Origin of the sequence: Paraburkholderia caffeinilytica (genome assembly GCF_046030355.1) — a bacterium.
Classification (GTDB): Bacteria; Pseudomonadota; Gammaproteobacteria; order Burkholderiales; family Burkholderiaceae; genus Paraburkholderia; species Paraburkholderia caffeinilytica_B.
The window spans coordinates 14,587-34,735 of sequence record NZ_JAQQCQ010000007.1 but is presented as its reverse complement, the minus strand read 5'-3'; the positions used below and the strand labels follow the sequence as shown (position 1 = coordinate 34,735).

13 protein-coding genes and 1 pseudogene are annotated in these 20,149 nt (G+C 61.3%); 5 read left to right on the top strand and 9 right to left on the bottom strand.

All coding sequences use genetic code 11. From position 1 onward, the window contains the following. The first annotated feature begins 3 nt into the window (after window positions 1-3). From PQQ95_RS13035 to PQQ95_RS13025, 3 genes are all read left to right on the top strand, one after another. Window positions 4-774 (top strand): PP2C family protein-serine/threonine phosphatase, encoded by a 771-nt coding sequence (locus PQQ95_RS13035; RefSeq protein WP_408437789.1) that lies wholly within the window; start codon window positions 4-6, stop codon window positions 772-774. 335 nt (window positions 775-1,109) lie between these two features. Beyond that, window positions 1,110-1,904: an N-acyl amino acid synthase FeeM domain-containing protein gene (locus PQQ95_RS13030; RefSeq protein WP_408437788.1), complete on the top strand. Its 795-nt coding sequence runs from the start codon at window positions 1,110-1,112 to the stop codon at window positions 1,902-1,904. Between the two features lie 138 nt (window positions 1,905-2,042). Beyond that, complete coding sequence (locus PQQ95_RS13025) at window positions 2,043-4,991, top strand: putative bifunctional diguanylate cyclase/phosphodiesterase (protein ID WP_408437787.1); 2,949 nt, start codon at window positions 2,043-2,045, stop codon at window positions 4,989-4,991. A gap of 31 nt (window positions 4,992-5,022) precedes the next feature. On the opposite strand, the gene PQQ95_RS13020 is transcribed toward PQQ95_RS13025, so the two are convergent. The 9 genes from PQQ95_RS13020 to PQQ95_RS12980 all read right to left on the bottom strand — a co-directional run bounded on the left by PQQ95_RS13020 (window position 5,023) and on the right by PQQ95_RS12980 (window position 17,738). Beyond that, window positions 5,023-6,381, bottom strand: a complete 1,359-nt coding sequence (locus tag PQQ95_RS13020) for a sigma-54 interaction domain-containing protein (protein ID WP_408437786.1) — start codon at window positions 6,379-6,381, stop codon at window positions 5,023-5,025. Further along, a complete protein-coding gene (locus PQQ95_RS13015) occupies window positions 6,378-9,434 on the bottom strand; it encodes a peptidase domain-containing ABC transporter (RefSeq protein ID WP_408437785.1) in 3,057 nt (1,018 codons plus the stop codon). The genes PQQ95_RS13020 and PQQ95_RS13015 overlap by 4 nt, the downstream gene beginning before the upstream one ends. A gap of 22 nt (window positions 9,435-9,456) precedes the next feature. After that, window positions 9,457-10,209 carry a peptidylprolyl isomerase gene (locus PQQ95_RS13010; protein WP_408437784.1) on the bottom strand — a complete coding sequence of 251 codons (753 nt, stop codon included), beginning with the start codon at window positions 10,207-10,209 and terminating at the stop codon, window positions 9,457-9,459. A 37-nt stretch (window positions 10,210-10,246) separates the two neighbouring features. Continuing rightward, on the bottom strand, window positions 10,247-11,620 hold the full coding sequence (locus PQQ95_RS13005; protein ID WP_408437783.1) for a beta-barrel domain-containing protein: 1,374 nt from the start codon (window positions 11,618-11,620) through the stop codon (window positions 10,247-10,249). Next, window positions 11,598-14,210 carry an FHA domain-containing protein gene (locus tag PQQ95_RS13000; protein WP_408437782.1) on the bottom strand — a complete coding sequence of 871 codons (2,613 nt, stop codon included), beginning with the start codon at window positions 14,208-14,210 and terminating at the stop codon, window positions 11,598-11,600. Before PQQ95_RS13000 ends, PQQ95_RS13005 begins: the two co-directional genes overlap by 23 nt. Before the next feature lie 217 nt (window positions 14,211-14,427). Further along, entirely contained in the window at window positions 14,428-15,840 is a 1,413-nt protein-coding gene (locus PQQ95_RS12995) for an efflux transporter outer membrane subunit (RefSeq protein ID WP_408437995.1), read from the bottom strand. Between the two features lie 327 nt (window positions 15,841-16,167). Next, window positions 16,168-16,452: a hypothetical protein gene (locus tag PQQ95_RS12990; RefSeq protein ID WP_408437781.1), complete on the bottom strand. Its 285-nt coding sequence runs from the start codon at window positions 16,450-16,452 to the stop codon at window positions 16,168-16,170. A 291-nt stretch (window positions 16,453-16,743) separates the two neighbouring features. Next, window positions 16,744-17,187 (bottom strand): DUF4399 domain-containing protein, encoded by a 444-nt coding sequence (locus tag PQQ95_RS12985; protein ID WP_408437780.1) that lies wholly within the window; start codon window positions 17,185-17,187, stop codon window positions 16,744-16,746. A gap of 47 nt (window positions 17,188-17,234) precedes the next feature. Continuing rightward, a complete protein-coding gene (locus PQQ95_RS12980; RefSeq protein WP_408437779.1) occupies window positions 17,235-17,738 on the bottom strand; it encodes a DUF4399 domain-containing protein in 504 nt (167 codons plus the stop codon). 291 nt (window positions 17,739-18,029) lie between these two features. Between PQQ95_RS12980 and PQQ95_RS12975 the strand changes: the two are divergent. Both PQQ95_RS12975 and PQQ95_RS36620 read left to right on the top strand, forming a co-directional pair. After that, a pseudogene (locus tag PQQ95_RS12975) lies at window positions 18,030-18,947 on the top strand (caspase family protein); the annotation flags it as partial. Window positions 18,948-19,034: 87 nt separating this feature from the next. Then, entirely contained in the window at window positions 19,035-20,132 is a 1,098-nt protein-coding gene (locus PQQ95_RS36620; RefSeq protein ID WP_494471478.1) for an SUMF1/EgtB/PvdO family nonheme iron enzyme, read from the top strand. Window positions 20,133-20,149 lie beyond the last annotated feature (17 nt).

Sequence of the window (20,149 nt, the reverse complement as noted above, 5' to 3'; positions counted from 1 at the left end):
CTTGTGACCTGCCCCAGCCAATTTCGATGGACGTCGTCCGCGCGTTCCGACACTGGACGCGTCCGTGAAATCAACGAAGATGCCTGCCTCGCCCAGCCCGAAACCGGACGCTGGGCTGTCGCCGATGGCATGGGCGGGCATGCGGTGGGCGATCTGGCGAGCCGCCTGGTAATCGACGCGCTGAGCCGGCTTGCGCCCCCGCTCGCCATGAAAACCTGTATCGCCGACGCGCGCGCGCGGCTGCAAAAGGCCAATCGCCAACTGAGGGACGAAGCCGCGCGCCGCCAGGTGCAACGGATCGGCAGCACCGTTGTCGTGCTGCTCGCGTGCGACCGCTTCTGCGGCTACCTATGGGCCGGCGACAGCCGGCTCTATCTGCATCGAGAAGGGCAATTGCGGCAACTCACGCGCGATCACAGTCAGGTGGAAGAACTCAAGTCGCTCGGGGTGCTTACCGACGAAGAGGCGCGGCATCACCCGGCGCAGCACATGATCACGCGCGCGGTCGGCGCAACGGATGTGCTCGAACTCGATGACGATGCGATCGAAGTCGCGGACGGCGACGTTTTCCTGCTATGCAGCGACGGATTGAGCAACGAAATCAGCGACGAGGAAATACTCGGGGTGCTCAACACCGTGACGTGTGAGCGCGCGTCTGACGAACTGGTCGACCTGGCCATTGCGCGTGGCGGACGTGACAATATCACTGCGGTCGTGGTGCACGCCGAAGATCCGTACGCATCCGACAAAACCCTGTTGAATCCGGCGCCTTGAGCGTACAGGCGGCAGTTCCCGGCGCACGCTAAGCGCGCAATTTTCGCGTTTCCGCCCCGTCCAGTGTCCGGCCCTCCGCCGAATATCGATCCCATCCTCCCCCAAACGCACCTCTGCGCCCGCTGCCGCAGTCAGAACGGCGATTCGGCGGCTCTGGCGCCAATTTTCTGAATCCCAGACTGCGGCCCCTCCCCGGGGTCGCCCGAATTCTCCCGGCGATGCATCTATGCATATCACCGCATTTGCGTTCATGAGAATCTAGTTTGTCGCGTCAGGCACGAATCCGTCGTACCTGACGCGACACACTTTTTCCTCATTTACCTACGGGGGTTGAAATGGATCGCATCGATTCAGTCGTTTTGACGCAAAATACGGGCTACACGCCGCTCGGGGAAGGCTTCGGCCAGAGCACCGTAAAGAAAACGGAAAGGTTGCCGTTTACGATTAAGGTGGTAAGTAACCTGGCGGACCTCGACAAGGCCGTCGAGATTCGCCGCGCCGCGTACCGGCGCCACTTGCCGGAATTCGCCGAGACCATGGGTGTCGAGGCGCTGGATGGCGCGCCCGGCACGATCGTGCTGCTCGCGCAGTCGCGACTGGATGGCGGCCCGATCGGCACCATGCGAGTCCAGACGAATGCATTCGGTCCGCTTGCCGTCGAACAATCGGTCCGCCTGCCGGACTGGCTGAACCAGGCGCGCCTCGCCGAGGCCACCCGGCTCGGCGTCACGCGCGGGGCGATCGGCCGGACGGTGAAGGTGGCGCTATGCAAGGCGTTTTTCATGTATTGCGCGCAGAACGGGGTCGACTGGATGCTAATCACGGCACGTTCACCGCTCGATCGGGAATACGAAGCGATGCTGTTCGGCGACGTATACGGTGAAAACGAATTCCTGCCCATGGCGCATGTAGGCGGGATGCCACACCGTGTGATGGCGAAACCGGTTGCTTTAGTCCGTCAGCGCTGGGCGAAGGTCAACCATCCGTTCTTCGGATTCTTTTTTGAAACGGATCACGTCGACATCGACGTCAGCGTGGCAGCGAAGCAGGGTGAAACCGGCCAGAGCACCGAGTGGAGCGGGCCACCGAGCAGCGCCGCAGCCCCTCTGTGGTCGCTGAGCAAAACGTAAAGCAAAATGTCCGCCCGGGGGTATTCGCGCGGACAATAGGTCGGTGGCGTCAGCGCAGTCGCGCTTTCGCTGCCGGCTATCGCAGCATGGCAGCATCGCAATGAGATCGAGAATGAAGTCATTGGGGAAGGGCAGCACATGACAAGCCTTAAGTGGGCGTTTCGGGACCGACTGACCGGCTGGGCTTTCCAGCGTTTCTCGGTGTACGTGGCGCCATTTGTGATCGTGCTGGGCAGCGTCGCCGTCATGCTCTGGGCGCCGCGCCAATTCGACACAATGGGAACGGTCCCACTCAGCTTTCCTGTGATCGCGGACCCATCGGCGACACTGTCACCTGCCGCCGCCCTCACCCGCCTGCGCGATACCGCGCCCACCACTGCACGTTTCAGTACCCATCTCGCGGAAACGCCGTTCTGGTTCCTGCTCACCGCGCCTGCCCTGGCCCGTGACGGTGCCACGTTCATCGACCTGCCATCGCGGCACGCGGAGACACTATCCTGCTGGCGAACGGCCCCCGTTTTGACGCTGCTCGGCACGGGCGACCGCTACGGCACGAGCGGCGAGATGCGCTCCAACAAGGCCGGCTTTGCGCTTGAGCTCGACGAGCACGCCCCCAATGCGCAGATCCTGTGCCGGGGCACCTTTTCCGGCCCTGCGTATATCACCGCTTCCGCATCTGACTCCGACAAACTCGAAGTATCCACCCTTGATTTCCAACAGGGTGCATCGCTGATCACCGGCGGCCTGCTGACGCTCGCGATCTTCGTATTCGTGACGGCCATCATCAATCGCGAATGGACTTATGTGATCTTTGCCGCCTGGCTCGTCGGCAACCTCCGGTTGAGCGCCAACGCGATGGGCTTCGATACCGAATGGATGGGCCGGCTGATCCCGCCTGACCATATCGCGCTTTTGCGGGAATTCACGTTCGCTGCCTATTACGTGCTGACCACCACGCTCTTCGTGGAACTGTTCCGCCGCGAGTTGAAAGCAATCGGCCTGCGCTGGAGCCTGCACGCCGTGCGGTACGGCGGCTGCGTGCTGATGGCCGCCGCATTTATGCTGGATTACGCCCACTTCATTCCGGTGCTGTGGGCCAGCGCCAGCTTCTGCATACTGGTGCTGACTTACTTCCTCGTGCAGTTGGTCATCAAGGCGCGCTCGCGCACCGTGCTGTGGTATGTCGCGTCAATGGCCATCGTGCTGCTCGCGACGCTATCGCAAGTGCTCGCCGCCGCGTTCGGCGTAAAAGCGCTGGCGGGCGCGCTGACGCCCGTGGTGACGGCGCTGTCGTCGAGCATGCTGTGTGCGTTCGCTATTGCGGAACGTATGCGTGAAGAGCGCGAACGCCGCCGGCAAATGCAGACCGAATTGCGCAACACCTATGACGTCACGCCGATCGGCCTCTTCACGCTGAACGGGGACAACGCCTTCGTCCGCGCCAACCCGGCGCTTCACTCGATGCTGGGTCTGCCTCATCAGCACCCCGGCACGCATCGCTGGGCCGACTATTTCGCCCCGGGCGCCGAGCGCATTCTTGGCGAACTCCTGGAGCGGGAAGACTCGGCCTCGATCGAAATCGAGGGCACAGCCGGCACGAATACCGCCGCGCGGCGCTACTCGTTGCGGGCAATTCGCGCGAACGGCTTTATTGAAGGCTCGCTCGAGGACGTCACGGATCGCTCGAAAGCGGTAGAGCGGCTGCACTTTTTAGCCGAGCACGATCCGCTCACCGGTCTGCTGAACCGGCGCGGCATCGAGCATGCAATCGGCCGGCAATGCCGCGAAAGCGGCCCGTGGGCCCTCGCGTATCTCGATCTCGACCGGTTCAAGCTGTTCAACGACCTGTTCGGCCACGGAACCGGCGACGAGATACTGCGGCACGTTGCTGCGCACCTCGTCGAGCGTCTCGGCTCCCACGTGCCGATCGGGCGCATCGGCGGCGACGAATTCGTCTGCGTGCTCGCGAATATGGCGATCGACGACGCCATCGCGCGCTGCCGCGAACTCGTCGTGGCGTTGAACTCCGCACCGGTTCATGTCGACACGCGCGCGTTCCAGGTCAGGGGATCGATCGGCGTAGTCGAATGCTCGCAAGGTGAACGGGTCCTGGACGCCCTCGCCTATGCCGACCGCGCGTGCCGCGCCGCGAAACGCGGCGGCAATGCGCGGCTCGTGGCACTGCGCAAGGGCGCGCCGGCGTTCGAGGAACGCGCCGCGGAAATCAGTCTGATCGAGGCACTGGGACAAAGCCGGCTGCCCGAAGGCCTGTTCCTCGTGATGCAACCGATCATGTCGATGCGCGCGCCGTCAGAAGCACTCGACTTCGAAGTGCTGCTGCGTCTGCGTATGCCGGACGGCTCGGTGGCGACCGCCGCGAAGCTGATCGCCGCAGCCGAAGACTCCGGCACCATCGTCGCAATCGACCGCTGGGTGCTCACGACAACACTCGCATGGCTCAGCGAGAACCGCGCATCGCTCTCCGCCACTCGTTTCGTGTGCGTGAACCTGAGCGGCGGTTCGCTCAACGACGAAGCCTTCCTCGACGAGTTGTTCGCCCTGTTCTCGCGTCACGAAGACGTCGTGCATTACCTGTGCATCGAAATCACCGAAAGCGTCGCGCTCCACGATCTCGAGCATACGGAGCGCTTCATCGCGCGCGTGCACGACATGGGCGCAAAGATCGCGATCGACGATTTCGGCGCAGGTCAAACGTCGTTGCGTTACCTGAAGAAGCTATCGGCCGATGCCCTGAAGATCGACGGCGAGTTTGTACGCACGATGTGCAACCACCCGGCCGACATCGCGATCGTCGAGGCGATCATTACGCTCGCACGCAATCTCGGCATGCGCAGCATCGCCGAATGGGTCGAAGATCTGGAGACCTTGCGCGCGCTGAAGGATCTGGGCGTCGACTACGTGCAGGGTTTCGCGATCGCGAAACCGCAAGAAGCCAAGGACATTCTCGCGGCCTCCTCCGCCGCAAGCTTCGTGACTAACGCCGAGGTCACACGCTATCTGAACGCACAGCAGACGCTGCACGGCGGCGCGGATGACCAGCGCATGGAGCACGAGCGCGCGGTCTGACGCGGCGATGTCGAGGACTTGCTCTCCCGCCTCAACTATCGCCGTCTTCGTCATCGTGCTCGTCAGCGCCGTTTTTTCCCGTGGGCGGCGCATTGCGATTGCGAAAATCCTTCGAGTGCAAACCATGCTTCTTCAGGAGCATTTGTAGATGCGAGCGGTTCATATCGATCCGCCGCGCCAGTTCCGCGACGGTGCCGCTCACTTCGCGAAGACCGCGTTCCAGAAAGGCTTTTTCCGCGTCATCGCTCGCGGCGCGCTTCGCGTCGCTCAGCGACATCAGATTCGCCACACTGATTGGCTCCTGTCCCGTTGCACTGGCTGCATTGGACAGCGCCGCGGCTGAACCGGGCGCGGCAGGCCGCATATCCACCGGCAGATGATCGATGTCCGCCATATCGCCCGCCAGACACGACACGCGATACATCACGTTGCGCAGTTCACGAATGTTGCCCGGATACGCATAGTTCAGTAGAAAGTCCCGCAGACGCGGCGTCAATCTGACGGGCCTGCGTTTTAGCGTGCCGGCGGCTTCGTCGCCGAACCACGCAATGAGCAGCGGTATCTCATCGCGCCGCTCGCGCAGCGGCGGCAACGTGACATGAATCACGCTAAGCCGGTAGAACAGATCCTCGCGGAATTTGCCCTCTTCGCTGAATTGCCGCAGATTGCGATTGGTCGCCGCGACAATGCGAGTATCGACGGCAATCGTTTCATCGGAACCCACGCGCTGAATCTCGTGCGCCTCCAGCACACGTAACAGCTTCACCTGACCGGCCAGCGGCAACTCGCCGATTTCGTCGAGAAAGATCGTGCCGGTATGCGCGCTTTCGAATTTTCCTTTACGGTCATTCGAGGCCCCCGTGAACGCGCCCTTTCGATGACCAAACAATTCCGACTCCAGCAGATTGTCTGGAATCGCGCCGCAATTCACGGAGATAAACGGCTTGTCCGAGCGCGAGCCATTCGCATGAATCACCTTCGCCATCAGTTCCTTGCCGGTGCCGCTTTCGCCGTCAATCAACACCGGCAAATCGGTCGGCGCCGCCTTCTCGGCGATTTCGAGCGATTCGAGCAAACGCGGATTGTCGCCGAACGTCCCTTCGAAAATGAAACTGCGCTCGATCAACGCCTTTCTGCGCGCACCACGCGATTGCTCAACGGACGCCGTAGGCTCAGCGGCCGTTGCGGCCTGCACGAAGCGCTCCTTGTGCGAGAGCTGCATGACCTCGTCGCGCAACGAGGTGGCTTGCCGCAGCAGCTTGTCGATGTCGGCGCGTTCGAGCCGGGACGACCACCGCAGCGTGGAGCGCAAGATCTCGATGCGCTCGATCAAGCCCGCGTACGAAATCGCCGGGCTGAGGTCTTCTACCTGGTCGAGTATCTTCATCACGCACTCAACTGTTTCTGGACCAGCTGGTAGTACATGCCGCCGCGCTGGATCAGTTCGTCGTGACGGCCCTGTTCGACAATCGCCCCTTCATACAGCACCAGAATCTTGTCCGCACGCATGATGGTGCTGAGCCGATGCGCAATGATCACCGCCGTTCGGCCCTTCAGAATATCGTGCATGTTGCCGAGGATATTGCTCTCCGATTGCGAGTCCAGCGCGGAAGTCGCTTCATCGAAAACCAGCAGACGCGGGTCGTGATACAACGCCCGCGCAATACACAAACGCTGGATCTGCCCGCCGGACAGGCCAATGCCGCGTTCGCCGACAATCTGCTCGTAGCCAAGCGGCATCTTGCTGATGAACGCGTGCGCGTCGGCCATTTTCGCGACTTCTTCGATGCGGCGCCGTTCGGGGGCGTCGTCGCCGCTGGCGATGTTTTCGGCAATCGTGCCGGAAAACAGCAGATTGCTCTGCATCACATAGCCGATCTGCGCGCGGTAATAAGCTTTATCCACCACGCCGAGGTCGTAGCCGTCGATGCTCATCTTGCCCTCGGTCGGCGCGTAGAAGCCCACCAGCAGCTTGGCGAGTGTCGTCTTGCCGGAACCGCTGCGACCCACAATCGCGACCAGTTCGCCGGGCTTGATGTCGAAGCTGATATTTTCCAGCACATACGCCGAGTCGTTCTCGCCGTAGCGAAAATAGACACCGCTAAGACTGATTTCGCCTTGCAGCTCCGGCAGCATCACACGCGAAGGCAAATCCTGCGGCTTCTGTTCCGGCTCGATATCGAGCACGTCGCCGAGGCGTTCCATCGCCACGCCCGCATCATTCAACATGCTCCACAAACCGACCAGCCCCATTAGCGGACCCAGCACGCTGCCCATGAATGCATTGAATGCAATCAACTGCCCAATGGTCATTTCGCGCGCCAGCACCAGATTCGCGCCGACCCACAGAATGGCGATTGTCGTCGCCGCGTTCAGCAACTGACTGCCGAGTCCGACGAGAATGTTGAAAGCATGTGCGCGGTATTGCACTTCGAGCGCCTTTGCGTACTTCTTCTCCCAGCGCAATCGCACCGGCCGTTCGATACCCATGCCCTTGATGGTCTCGACACCGGCGAGCGCTTCCATCAGAAACGACTTCGATTCGGTCGAGGCCGTGAACACCTCGCGCGCATAGTTCTTGATCCTTGGCGTGGCCAACGCCGTCAACGCCATGATGGGTATCACGAACGCGATCAGGACCAGCGTCATCTTCACGTTGTAGACGAACATGATCGTGAAGTAGATGAACACCATCAGCAGATTCAATGCGGTGGTCACCGTGGACTCGGTGAGAAACGCGCGAATCGTCTGGTTCTCCTGGAAGCGCGCGAAGATATCGCCGGTTTTCCGTTTGGCGAAAAACGAGAACGGCAGCGACATGGTGTGCTTGAAGAACTGCGACATCATCGCGAAGTCCATGTTACGCACCATGAAATTCGCCAGATACGCGCGAATCGACGACATCAATTGCGAGAACACGTTGGCGATAATCAAGCCGCCAATCAGCAGATGCAGCAGGCTGACATTCTGATGCACGATCACGCCGTCGAGAATGTTCTGGATGATCAGCGGCGGAATCACGCCGAGCACCTGAATCACGAAGGTGGCAAGAAACAGGTGGCCGAGAATCTTCTTGTACGGCCTGAGGTAACCAACAAAACGTATCCACGGCGAACGCGCGGCCGACATCTGCAGGAGATTCGGGCCGCCGGTAAACAGCAGGCACGTGCCGCTCCAGCCGCGTTCAAAATCCTCAACCGTCATTTTCCGGAAACCGATTGCCGGGTCGGCAACCCACACGTAGTCCTTCGACAACCCGTACACCACGACATAGTGGTAGCCCTCCCAATGCACGATGAAGGGCAGATCGAAGCCGCGCAACGAATCGAATGTGCATTGCACACCACGCGCGGTGAAACCGAGCGATTCGCCCGCACGCGCGAGACTGTCGAGCGTGGCGCCTTGCGTCGTGACGTTGGCGAGTTCGCGCAACTTGCCGAGCGTCATCGGGATGCTGTAGTGACGGCATATCATGGCAAGACATGCGGCGCCGCAGTCCATTTCTTCGGCTTGCTCAACCAGTGCAAAGCGCTTGATGACCTTTTCACCAAACTCGGGTTTGGTCTGCAAGTCGAGCATCAAAGGCAATTTGCGCCGCTGTTCGAGGCGCTTTTGCCGTTGCAATTCACGGTCGCCGTAACGAATCCGCTCGTCCAGAACTTCGCGAAGCTTCGGATTGCGCTCCAGAATGAAATGGACGGTTCGTTCCGGGATCACCAGCAGCCGCGTATCGGTCGTCGCCACCACAGACGCCATTTGCTCCTGCCGCATCAAACACGATTTTTCGCCGAAAATTTCGCCTTCGCCTAACGTCGCAAGCGTGTAATCCTGGCCTTCCTCATGACGCACAATGCGCACTTCACCCTGCCGCACCACGTAGAGCCGCCGGTCGTCGCGCCCATCCTGCTTGAGAATTTCCTTGCCGGCCGCCACCCGTTTCACGCCGACGCTGCGCACATATTCTTCGAGTTCCGCCTTGTTGAGCTTGCCGCGCAGATCGAACAACTGCGCGACGAAACCACCAGCCGAACTGATCGCCACGTAGCTCGCGACAAATGCCAACGCAGCCTGATTGCCGGCGATCACCGGCTCGATCGCAGCGCGGGGAATGAACAGCAATTCGGTTTTCGCGGACGCCCGCACCGACGCCTCATGCACATACGGACGCAACATCGCAATGTCGGCGAAAATCTCGCCGGTCTTGCGCACGCCCATGCTGGTTTCTTTGCCGTGCTCCTCGGTGAAGATGCGCACCGAACCCGAACGAACTACGTAAAGACCGTCAGCCGTCTCACCCGCCGAGCACACCGTTTCGCCGAACGAATAGAAGCGAGCCTGCGCGTATTCGGCAAGGCGCTCGATCTCATCGCGCGAAAACGGCGAGAGAATTTCCACCGAGGTGAGAAACTCGGCAGCAGAAGGCGCGGTCTGGGGTGCATCCATGGGCGTGCGGACCTCGGTTCGGCTAGCGTGCTTCGATCACATGCTCCTGCGCGCGCGCAATCAACCAGCTCTCGCGCAGCAGACGTCTCACTTCAGCGGCCACATCCGCATCGAGCGTTGCCGGATATTTCGCCGTCACGGCGAAAATCTCGAAGCACGAACGATCCGCCGACGGAAATGGCCCGAGCAGATCGCCCACCGCCGCGTTGAAAATCTTTGCCTCGATGTCCGGCTTCAACGACCCGCGCAACACTTTGCCGATCACGCCGCCGGCTTCGCGCGTATCCGCAATCGAATGCTCGCGCGCCATGTCGGCGAAGCTGTCGGGGTCGTCGTGCAGATACGAGATCATTTCCTTTGCCTTGCCTTCGCTGTCGAGCACGATATGGCTCACCTCGATCGCATCGAACTTCGGCGAATTCAACGCGAAGTAATCCTTGATCGCCGCCTCGTTACCGACCACGTCGAGCATCTTCTCCTGATACAGCCCATCTGTAATGAAGGCCTCGAATTCGTCGAGACTCACGCCGAGCGCGTCGAGGTACTGATTCATATCCGTCGCGCGATGCAAGCCGCGCACGCGGCGGAACTGATCGGCGCGCTGCTGGATGTCGTCGGCCGTGACGGCAATACCTTGTTTCCTGGCCGCGTGTACCGTGAGCTTGTCGCGCACGATCTGCTCGATCAGGCTATCGAACTGGCCGGTCAGTTTCAGAAGACGAATGAACTCGGAAACGTCCACGACTTCGTCATCGATTCGCACTATCGCGGTCATGTCATCCGCTCCTTTAATTGACGTGTGATCGGCGCGCTCATCCCGCCACCTGTCTGAATGGATCGAGCCCCAGATCGATCAGGCGCCGTTCGCGCACCACGATCTCCGCGCTGGCCGTCATGCCGTAGCGCAGCGGATAGCGGGTGTCGGCGATCTGGTAGTAGTTCCTGTCGAGCGTGACGCGGCCTTCGTACACCGGCTGCTTGTCCTGCAAGGAGGGCTTGGTGGCCGGCGAAATATAGGCGAGCGTGCCGGTGATCAACCCATAGCGCTGATACGGGAACGCATTGAATTTCAGCTTCACCGGCTGGCCTTCATGCAGAAAAGCACGATCGTGTTCAGCGATTTCGATCTTCAGCACGGGTTTCGCATCTTTTGGCGCGATGCCGCCGAGTGGCGCGTTCGCCTGAATCTTGTCGCCACGCTGCGTCGAAGTCACGTCGGTAATGACGCCGGAAACCGGCGCGAGGATCAGCAGGAAGTTGTCTTTGTCGATGTTCTCGAAGCGGATTCGCGCGGCGGCTTCGGCCACGAGGCGTGCGGTCTGAAGTTGCAGACGCAGTTTGTCTTCGGCGTCGGTGATGTCGCGCACCGCCGAGTCGTACTGGAGTTGCAGGTCGGTGGTCTGCTGCCCGCTGGTTTCGAGTTGGGCATTGGCCTGCGCGTATTCGTGGCTCAGGCGGAAATCCAGTTCCGCGAGTTTCGATTGGGCGACACGGTAGGCGTTATCCGCTTCCATCGCGGCGGTTCGTTTCTGTTCCACCTGCAGCTCGGCGATGCCGCCGCCACCTGGCTGCGCGAACAGCCGCGAGTAGCGATCCAGCTCCTGACGCGCCGCCTCGCGCGTGCGACGCGCATTGTCGAGCACGCTGCGGGCTTCGTCGAGTTCGGCCTTCTGGCCCTCGGCGAGCTTGGTCGTGCCTTCGGAGATGCGATTTTCGTGCTGACGGGCTTCCACTTCCATCTGCGCCTTCAGCGCGGCCGCCTTGCGTTCCATCAGCGCCTTCTTCTCCGGAAACTGCTTCCAGTCGCGCTCGGCGTCTTCGAGTTTGAGCTGCGCCTGCAGCGCGTTACTGGCAGCCTCGATCGCGCCACGCGCATTGAGCCGCGCTAACACGTCGCCCTTCGATACCGGCTGCCCCTCGGCGATGTACAGATCAGCGAGTTCACCGTCGATCGGCGCGTAGATGCGGCGCACTTCAGATTCCGGCGAGAGCGTGCCTTGCGCGCTGACAATCACGTCCGCACGCCCCACGAAAGACCACAGCAAGCCGACCACCACCAGCGCAACCATCGCCCAGATCAGCGCACGCGCAAGCCGCACCGGTTCGGCGGTCAGAATCGCGATGCCTTCGACGCTGTGATCCTCCAGCGCCTCCGACAACGGTCTAGGGTGATTGTCGCGCTTCACTCTGCTCGCCTCCAATCAACGCCAGCTTCGCCTTCAGGAGCCCGGGGTCCAGCACCATGCGCAACTCGGTCAGCGAACGGCGCTGTAAATCCGCTTCGGCCTGGATATCCGTAAGCAGGCGGTCGAAGTCGGCGGGATGATCCGCCTTCAGTTGCGTATAGATGCGCATGCCCTGTTGCGCAGCAGACTGCGCATCGGAAAGCAGACGCGCCTCGCTGCGAAAGCCGGGCGAAATTCCCGCTTCCAGCCGCTGCGTGCCGCCGATGGGGCCACTCGCCCGATATTGCTTCCACAGGCTCTGCGCGCGCAGCATCAGGTCTTGGGCGCGCGCCAGCGCCTTGTCGTGCAGTGCGGCGACGTCTTTCTGGATCGATTGCACGAACCACACATCCGCCACCGGATCGAGACTGGCGTAGAACGACAGCAGGCGCTCGTCATAATCCTTGCCGCCGCGCGTCTTCTGCAAATCTGTGAACCGGTCCAATAGTGCTTTCTTGTGCGCCAGTTCCGCGGCGATGACGTCGGACCACGGTCCGGCAGGCATGGCCTGCAAATCCGCTAGCGCCTGCTGGACATCGCCGCGTTGCCAGGCGGCAGTCGCGGCGTCATGACGCTGGATCACGTCCGGCGACGGCAGACGACTAGCAGACAGTTGCTGAAACTGCGCCTGAAACGGCGGCGTGGTGAAATGCACCGTCTTCAGCAACGCAAGCAACGGCGTCAGTTGACGACCGAGCGCCGCGTTCAGCACATCGGTGTAATGGCGCAAATCTTCCCGCACGCGATCAAGGCCGGCAAGACGCGGATAGCGCTGCGCGTAATCGTCGAGAACGGCAGGCAGCGCGTCGGGTTTGTCGCGCGCCAGTTCGGTGCGAATGGTGCCGTTCAGGCGGTCGATCGCGGCGAGATACACCGAGTCGTCGCTTTCCAGTTTGCGCAGATGGCTCAGCGCCTGCGCGTACGGCTCCGCAAAAACGGGCACGTACGAGGCGATGCGGTCGAGTGCGCGCTGATGGCTCCTGGCGTCATCGTCCCAGCGTTGCAGCAGACCGCTAATGGTGGCCTCGTCAGCGTACATGCGGATCGGCGCGTCCACCCCGCCGCGTCCCGCCACGAAGCGCTCCAGATCGCCCACCCATTGCAACTCGCCGACCAGAGAGGCGGCGTCCGCATTGTTCGCACTCAACGCTCTCATCTCCTTGAGCTGCGCGTCGGCCTGGTCGAACTGCGCTTTTTGCAGCGTATTGAGCCAGCCGGGAAGTTTCGCCTTCAGTAGCGCCTCGCTCGCCAATGCACTGACTTTCGTGTCGGCGGGATGCTTCGACAGATAGCCGTTTGCCGCCGTCACTGCGCTGGTGTAATCGCCGCTCGCCAGCAGGTTTCTCAACTCGCGCTCCGATGAGCCGCGCATGTAAAGGGTCAGCGCAATGGCCACGAGAATGGCGAAGGCCGCGCCACTCCACCACATGGCGCGACGCGACATAGTGTGATCGCCACCCGCAAAGGCCCTGCTGAGTTCTCCCGCGAGCAGACGCCAACGCTGCGGCCGGCCTTTTGTTGCGTTCGCTCCGTGCATGCCGTTTGCGCCGGGTTTTCCCTGCGTGCTGTTTGCGCCATACGTGCCGTTCTTCGGGCCGCTCTTCATGCCATTCGCGCCGCCTGTCGGTGTGTCGCGCTTCGCGTGCGCGGATGCGGCCTGCGCCGCTTCGTTGACCTCGTCTTCGCGTTGCAGCCCCGGGTCCACGCAAAAGATATCGAGGAACGAATGCGCGGCGCCCACGAACGTGGTCTTATCGGCATCGGCAGCCTCGTCGGTCGCGGGATTGAGAAATAGCTGGGTCACGGTCGGCTCGACTTCAGGGGGTTTCTGCAGCGTCACCCTGTAGACGAAGTGGTCGCCGCCAAATGCAAGGAGGTCCCCCTCCACAAGCGGCACCGCGGTTTCGTCGAGCCGCTTTCCGCCGACGAATGTGCCGTTGGTGCTGCCGAGATCTTCCAGGTAGAGTTCACCGCCCTTCAGAAAGATGTGCGCATGACGCCGCGAGATGTAGTTGACCTGATGCGGATAACGATTCTTGTAGCGCGAGAAGATCTCGTCCGCCTTGCTGATGAGAAAAGGGAACGCCTGCACGTCGATCGGCTGAAGCTCAAGGTCGTCGCGCTGCGGCACCAGCAACAAACCGGGCGCGGGCGCCGCACGCGCGGCGACGATTCGTGCGCGCGGCTCGATACTCACGCGATAGCAAAGCTCGCCGCCGAAGCACAATTCGTCGCCCGCACGCACCCGCGCGGGGGCTTGCCGCACGGCATTGCCGTTGAGCGTCGTGCCGTTTTTGCTGCCGAGGTCGGCGACGTAGACGGCGCCATGCTCCGTGAAAATCCGCGCATGGCGGCGCGACAGGCGGGTAATGCGTTCGGCGGGATAGTCGGTAAACGGCGCCTCGCTGCGGCCGATCGCGAACAGACTGTCGACGATCCGAATCGCGTCGAGCGCGGGACGCTGCTCAGACGCAACCGGCGACAGCACCACGTCGAAAGTGGCGTCCTGTGTCGCGCGCATCTCAGCAATCGGGGCTTCGCCGGCAGTCATTTTATCTGGATCACTAATCGTTTACCCGCTGCGGCGAGCGCGCGGCAGGAACGGTAAGAAGAACTACGGCGAATAGCGGACGTACCATGGAGCCGGACAGAACCGGGCTTCTTACAAATTTTAAGTCACGCATGGCAAGTGTCAATTTTCAGATCGTCGGTTATAAGGGCCATTCATGCGTCATATGCAGCCGAGCTACGCCACGCCTCGGATTAGCTCAGTGTTCCTTTACTTCCGTTTGCACATCCACGCTCGGCCAACCGCCGCCCAGCGCCTTATAAAGCAATACCGTGTCGGACAGAATCAGCTGATGGTTGGCGAGCAGTTCCTGCTGCGCGTCCAGCAGCGTCCGTTCGGTTTCGAAAACTTCCAGTTGCGACACTACGCCGAGGCGCAATTGCGACTGGATCTGATCGGCGACGATTTGCAAACGCGACACCTCCTGCTGCAATTCCACCCGCTGCGCCTTGTGCGAATTCAGATTGACCAGCGCGTTCTCCACTTCCTCGAACGCGCCCATGACGGCTACGCGGTACTGCTGTTCGGCGACCGTCGATTGCGCTTGCGTGACCTTCACATGGGCCCGCACGCCGGGATCGAGCAGCGGAATGTTGATGCTGGGCATGAATCCGTAAGTGAACGACTTCAGTAAATCGGTCAGTGCGAAACTCGCCGTGCCCCCGTGGCCAGTGAGGTTGATGGTGGGCAATTGCGCGAGCTTGGCCTGTCCGACCAGGTCGTAGGCTTCCAGTACTCTGAACTCGGCGGCCACCACGTCGGGTCGGCGCGCAAGAAGTTGCGCGGGCAGGCCGTCCGGCACCACGGGCAATTGCACGCGTTGTTGCAAATGCCCTTTGGGCAACTGGAACTCACCCGCAGGTACACCGAGCAATGTGCACAACGCGTTGTTCGCGACATCGCGCGAGCGGCGCAATTCGAGCAACTGATTGGTTAGACGGTTGATCTCGGCCTGCTGGCGCAATACCTGTGTTTGCGGTACGAGACCGTTGCGGCGTTGGCCGTCGTAGATGGCGAGAATTTGTCGGTTCGTGACGAGCGTTTGTTGTTGCTGCTCGATCTGGTCGTCGAATTGCAGGATCTGGAAGTAGGTACTCGAAACGTTCGCCACCAGTTCCAGATAACCAGCGCGCCAATCCGCTTCGCTGGCGTGAAACTCGGCCTTTTGCGCCTGCACGCCCTTCTCCACTTTGCCCCAGATATCGATGTCCCAGCTCACCTGCGTCGCAACGTTGTACTGCTTGGCAAACGTCTGCCCCGTACTCTTTTCGAAATCGGCGCCGCCACCCAGATCCATGGTCGGCAACGCGCCGGCTTTGGCCTCGCCGATCTGCGTGCCGGCCACGTCGATACGGGCGGCCAACACCTTGATATCGAAGTTGCCTGAGATCGCTTTCGCGATCAGCGTGTCCAGATACGGATCGTGGAAGCCTTTCCACCAGTCCGGTTCGATGGTCGCGGCGGCCGATACCGGCGAGCCTTTCTGATCCGACCACGACGCCTTGGCGGGCGTATCGGGCCGCTTGTAATCGGGCATGCTGACATCGATACACGCACTCAGCGACAGTGCGCAGACCGTTGCTGCGCAAAGCCCGCGCAGCGCCGCAGCCATGCGGCTCGCGCTCGCGTGCCGGCGGTCAGGGCAGCAATCCACTGAGGCATTGAAAGAGCGCTGACGGACCGTTGAATCAAGCGACACTGACACGATTTTCTCCGATGACACCGGCTACGTTGCACGAGGAGAACGCGCTGTTTAAGTAAAGCATGTCCTGCACTGCTTCACCATCGAAGCAGTGCAAGAAGGTCGGCGCGGGAATCGGGCGGTGATGCTGGGGTCGTGTGGAAAGAACGATTGGATGCGAAATCTTTTTGACGCGCTGCGGTTACCCGAGCTTGCGCGTCCCGCGGAGGCCTGAGCCTCCGCGGCGGCCTGCGCCGTTCAAAACACGTTGATGTTGTTGCTTGACGTTACATGCGGGTCGATCGTGGTGGTGACGCCGGCGACGAATGCTGCGTTGTTGCCATTGGCGTTCTGGATGTTCATTTCGTTGCTGATCAACTGCGTGGCGCTGACGCTCTTGCTGTTGTTCGGTGCATAGACGGGCGAGTAGTTGAAAAACGACGACGACGGATAGCCGAAGCCGAGGCCGCCACGCACGGCGCTCATGGCCTTGCTGTCGAGTTGAGCGGTGATGGACAGGTCTTTGATCATCAGCGTGTTCATGGTAAATCTCCTGGAAGGGAAAAAGCACAGTGTTGCGGTTGGGTTCGAGCATCTTGTCTGCTCGAGTGTCACTAACGCATGGGCTGTGCCAGTTTTGCTTTCCGATCCTAAGAAATCGTCTGAATGGCCGTAGATAAAGGGTTTCGGGGATGGTGTGCCGCCAGATGCAGCGCGACGCCTACGATGCGGCCGATTGGAGCTGGTGGATCACAACCAACAATCCGCGCGACTGTGTTGGTTGTGACGTGACACACTAAAACGAAACGACCGCGTTGATGTGTCGACACCGCGTCAGCGCGCAATCACGGTGATCTTCTTCGAGTACACCGGCGGGTTGTGCGGGACATGCATGTCGTCACCCATGAGCAGTTGCAACGTGTGCTTACCCGGCGGCAGCTGAATCATCGTTTCCGTCTCGCCCGCGCCGAAATGCAGATGGTTGCGGTCGGATGGAATTTCCTGGTCCATCGGCGGCAGGTCGGTGTCGATCAGCAGATGGTGATGCCCGGTGTTCGGATACTTGACACCCTTCGGCGCCACGCCCATATAACGCAGGCCGAACCACACGCGAAAAGGTTTATTGGCCGGCACCACCTGGCCATCGTTCGGATAGCCGATATAGGCGTGTGCGCCGGCCGGCGACGGCGTCGTGCCCGCCGTGGCGAGATTCGGCGAGGCCAGTGACGCCAATGTCGCAAGTGCCACGAGCGCCGCAAGCGCGATGATCCTGTACATGTTGGTCTCTCCGTCCTGACGGACCCGTTTTGAACGAACGGGACGCCCTAGTCTTTTAGCACGGTGATGGTGATCTTCTTCGAATACACGGGTGGCACATGCGGCACGTGGTTGTGGTCGCCGAGAAGGAGTTGCAAGGTGTGCTTGCCCGGCGGCAACTCGATGCGCGCGTCAGTCTCACCTGCGCCGAAATGCAGGTGATTGCGATCCGACGGAATTTCCTGGTCGAGCGGCGGGAGGTCGGTGTCGATCAGCAGATGGTGATGCCCGGTGTTCGGAACCGCCACGCCCTTCGGGCACACACCCATGTTGCGCAATCCCATGCGTACCCACAGCTTGCCGCCATGAATCACCGTGCCATCCGACGGCCAGATGATGTACTCCTCCGCACCCGGCGGCGAAGGCGTTTGTTCAGCAAACGCGGACCCGGACGTTAGCGCAATACCGAGCAGGACAGAAAAGGCTGCGCACAAAACCGCACAGAACGTTGCAAGGCTCGCCTTCGTTCCATGACGTATGTCGAGCACGCCAGGTGTGAGGGTTCTTCGCATTGCGCACTCTCCCGAAGAATAACCATCGCGGCCTCGGCTGCGCGAAGCGCAGACCGGACGCTCCGGCTGGATGTCGCGGGCGCTCGCGTAGTTGCACGTGGGTTCACGTGAGGGGTCGACGTGAATGAGCAGCCGCTTTATTAAAACGGCCGTACAGCGTTACTTTGTGAATTAGCTTAGGACGTAACTTGTCAAAAAGATACGCCATACTCGTTAACCGTATAACGCATAGACGATGCGCTGATCATTGTGACGCGCAAACCGCGTGCTATCGTTGTTCATAGGTTGTCGATGGAAAGTCGATCGCGGCGTCGATGCTGCGCCCGATTCACTTCAACGGCTGATGCGGGCGTCGCGGTCGTCGAAACCCTATGTTCTGTCCGGAACAAACAGGATACGAATATGTGGCGAACATTCCTGCTGGTGTGCATGGTCGGGGCAATTCAGGCGCATTGGGGCAGTGTTTATGCCGCGGCGCAGCGTGACGGCGCGGAGCATGGCGCTACCGCGACGCGTTCGACGGCGGCGTCCCTCGTGCCGCTCATACCGGTCAAGGACAATCCGCAACCGGCGCGTATCGCGCTGGTGATCGGCAATGGCGCGTACGGTGACCCGGCGGACCCGATTAGCGGTAACGCGCCTCGCGACGCTGAAGCCATGCGCGACACACTGCGTGCGCACGGCTTCGACGTCATCATGCGCACCAATGCGTCGCCGCAGCAAATGCGGCAAGCGATCGGCGAATTCCGCCAACGCCTGCAGAAAGGCGGCGTCGCACTGTTCTATTTTGCGGGACACGGCATGCAGATCGGGCAGCAAACGCTGCTCGTGCCCGCCGGTCTCGACGCACGCGTGCCGGCGCGACTGGTCAGCGAAGGCATCGATTTGAGTACTGTATTGCAGGCGATGCGCGCACCACGTGCCGGCGCGCTCAATCTCGTGATTCTCGATACGTGTCTGAACAATCCGTTCTCCCGTGACGTATCGCTCGACACGGCCACGTTGCCCGCGAATACCCTGGTCGCCTACGCAACCGTGCCTGGCGGCTTTGCAGCGGACGGCATACGACACGGCATCTATACAGACGCATTGCTGCGCGCGCTCAACGAACCTTCTTCATCACGCGAATTTGCGGGCATGTTTCGACGCGTCGCGGCGAGGGTTAGCCAAGTTACCGGCGGTGAACAAACGCCGTGGATAGTCTCTTCGCTTGCAAGGGACGCGAGTCTGAGCGAACCGGTATCTCGCGACGCCCGTGCGTCGCTTCTATCCGCTACCGGCGACGACACACTTGCCGTGCTGCACAGCAGAGGCATTCTGCCGAAGGACAGCAGCGAGCAGTACGAGATCACCTTCTGGGACTCCATCAAGGACAGTAACTACCCAAGCGATTACGAGGCCTATTTGAAGGCCTATCCGAACGGCCGCTTCGCCGCGCTCGCCCACGCGCGCATTGATCGGCTGCGCGCTGCTGGAGCAGCGAGCGCACCGTCCGCATCGCCGCCGGTTGCACCCTCGCCCCAAGCCGCACGGCCAGCCGCACCGGCCAGCGCCGCGCCACAAGAGCACCCACGCGCCGCCACGCCGACGACGCCACCGCCAGTTACGCCAACCGCCCAACCCGCGGCCCCTTCCGTGCCAGTAATCGCACAGAAATCCACCGCACATCCGCCAAGCGCCGGCGAAAGTCGTGATTGCGCCACCTGCCCGATCATGATCGCCTTGCCTGCGGGCGCATTCGCGATGGGCAGCAACACCGACGACCCCTCCGAAAAACCCGTCCATCACGTGACCATTGGCGCGCCGTTCGCCATTGGTAAATACGAAGTGACCGTCGAGCAGTGGAATGCGTGCGCCGCAGCAAACGCCTGTCAAAAGCTGACGCCCGAAAGCAATACAAACAAAGCTGCGCCGGCACGCGACCTCAGTTGGGAGGACGCGCAACAGTACGTAAAGTGGCTCAGCAAAACCACCGGCAAACCGTACCGTTTACCCACCGAGGCCGAATGGGAATACGCGGACCGTGGCGGCACCACAACGGCATACTGGTGGGGCGATCAGATGCGCAAGGGCAACGCCAATTGCAAAGACTGCGGTGATCCGTGGCACAAGGACGGACCCGAAGCCGCCGGCTCGTTCGCGCCGAATCCGGTCGGACTGTATGACATGAACGGCAGCGTTTGGGAGTGGGTCGCCGATTGCTGGCACAACTCTTACCAGGGCGCGCCCACCGACGGCCACGCATGGGATAGCCCCAGTTGCGACATGCGGGTGATTCGCGGTGGTTCGTGGCGCGAAGGCGGCGGTTACATGCTGAGCGCGACCCGTTTCAAATACAGTTCGAGCGTGCGCCAGTCGCAGGATGGCTTCCGGGTGGTGAAGGACCTCAAGTAAAAGTAAAGCGGCGACAG

Excerpts from the sequence above, each read along its gene's own strand:
- PQQ95_RS13030 (WP_408437788.1), top strand. The coding sequence starts at position 1,110 with ATGGATCGCATCGATTCAGTCGTTTTGACGCAAAATACGGGCTACACG.
- PQQ95_RS13025 (WP_408437787.1), top strand. The coding sequence starts at position 2,043 with ATGACAAGCCTTAAGTGGGCGTTTCGGGACCGACTGACCGGCTGGGCT.
- PQQ95_RS13015 (WP_408437785.1), bottom strand. The coding sequence starts at position 9,434 with ATGGATGCACCCCAGACCGCGCCTTCTGCTGCCGAGTTTCTCACCTCG.
- PQQ95_RS13010 (WP_408437784.1), bottom strand. The coding sequence starts at position 10,209 with ATGACCGCGATAGTGCGAATCGATGACGAAGTCGTGGACGTTTCCGAG.
- PQQ95_RS13000 (WP_408437782.1), bottom strand. The coding sequence starts at position 14,210 with ATGACTGCCGGCGAAGCCCCGATTGCTGAGATGCGCGCGACACAGGAC.
- PQQ95_RS12995 (WP_408437995.1), bottom strand. The coding sequence starts at position 15,840 with ATGGCTGCGGCGCTGCGCGGGCTTTGCGCAGCAACGGTCTGCGCACTG.
- PQQ95_RS12990 (WP_408437781.1), bottom strand. The coding sequence starts at position 16,452 with ATGAACACGCTGATGATCAAAGACCTGTCCATCACCGCTCAACTCGAC.
- PQQ95_RS12985 (WP_408437780.1), bottom strand. The coding sequence starts at position 17,187 with ATGTACAGGATCATCGCGCTTGCGGCGCTCGTGGCACTTGCGACATTG.
- PQQ95_RS12980 (WP_408437779.1), bottom strand. The coding sequence starts at position 17,738 with ATGCGAAGAACCCTCACACCTGGCGTGCTCGACATACGTCATGGAACG.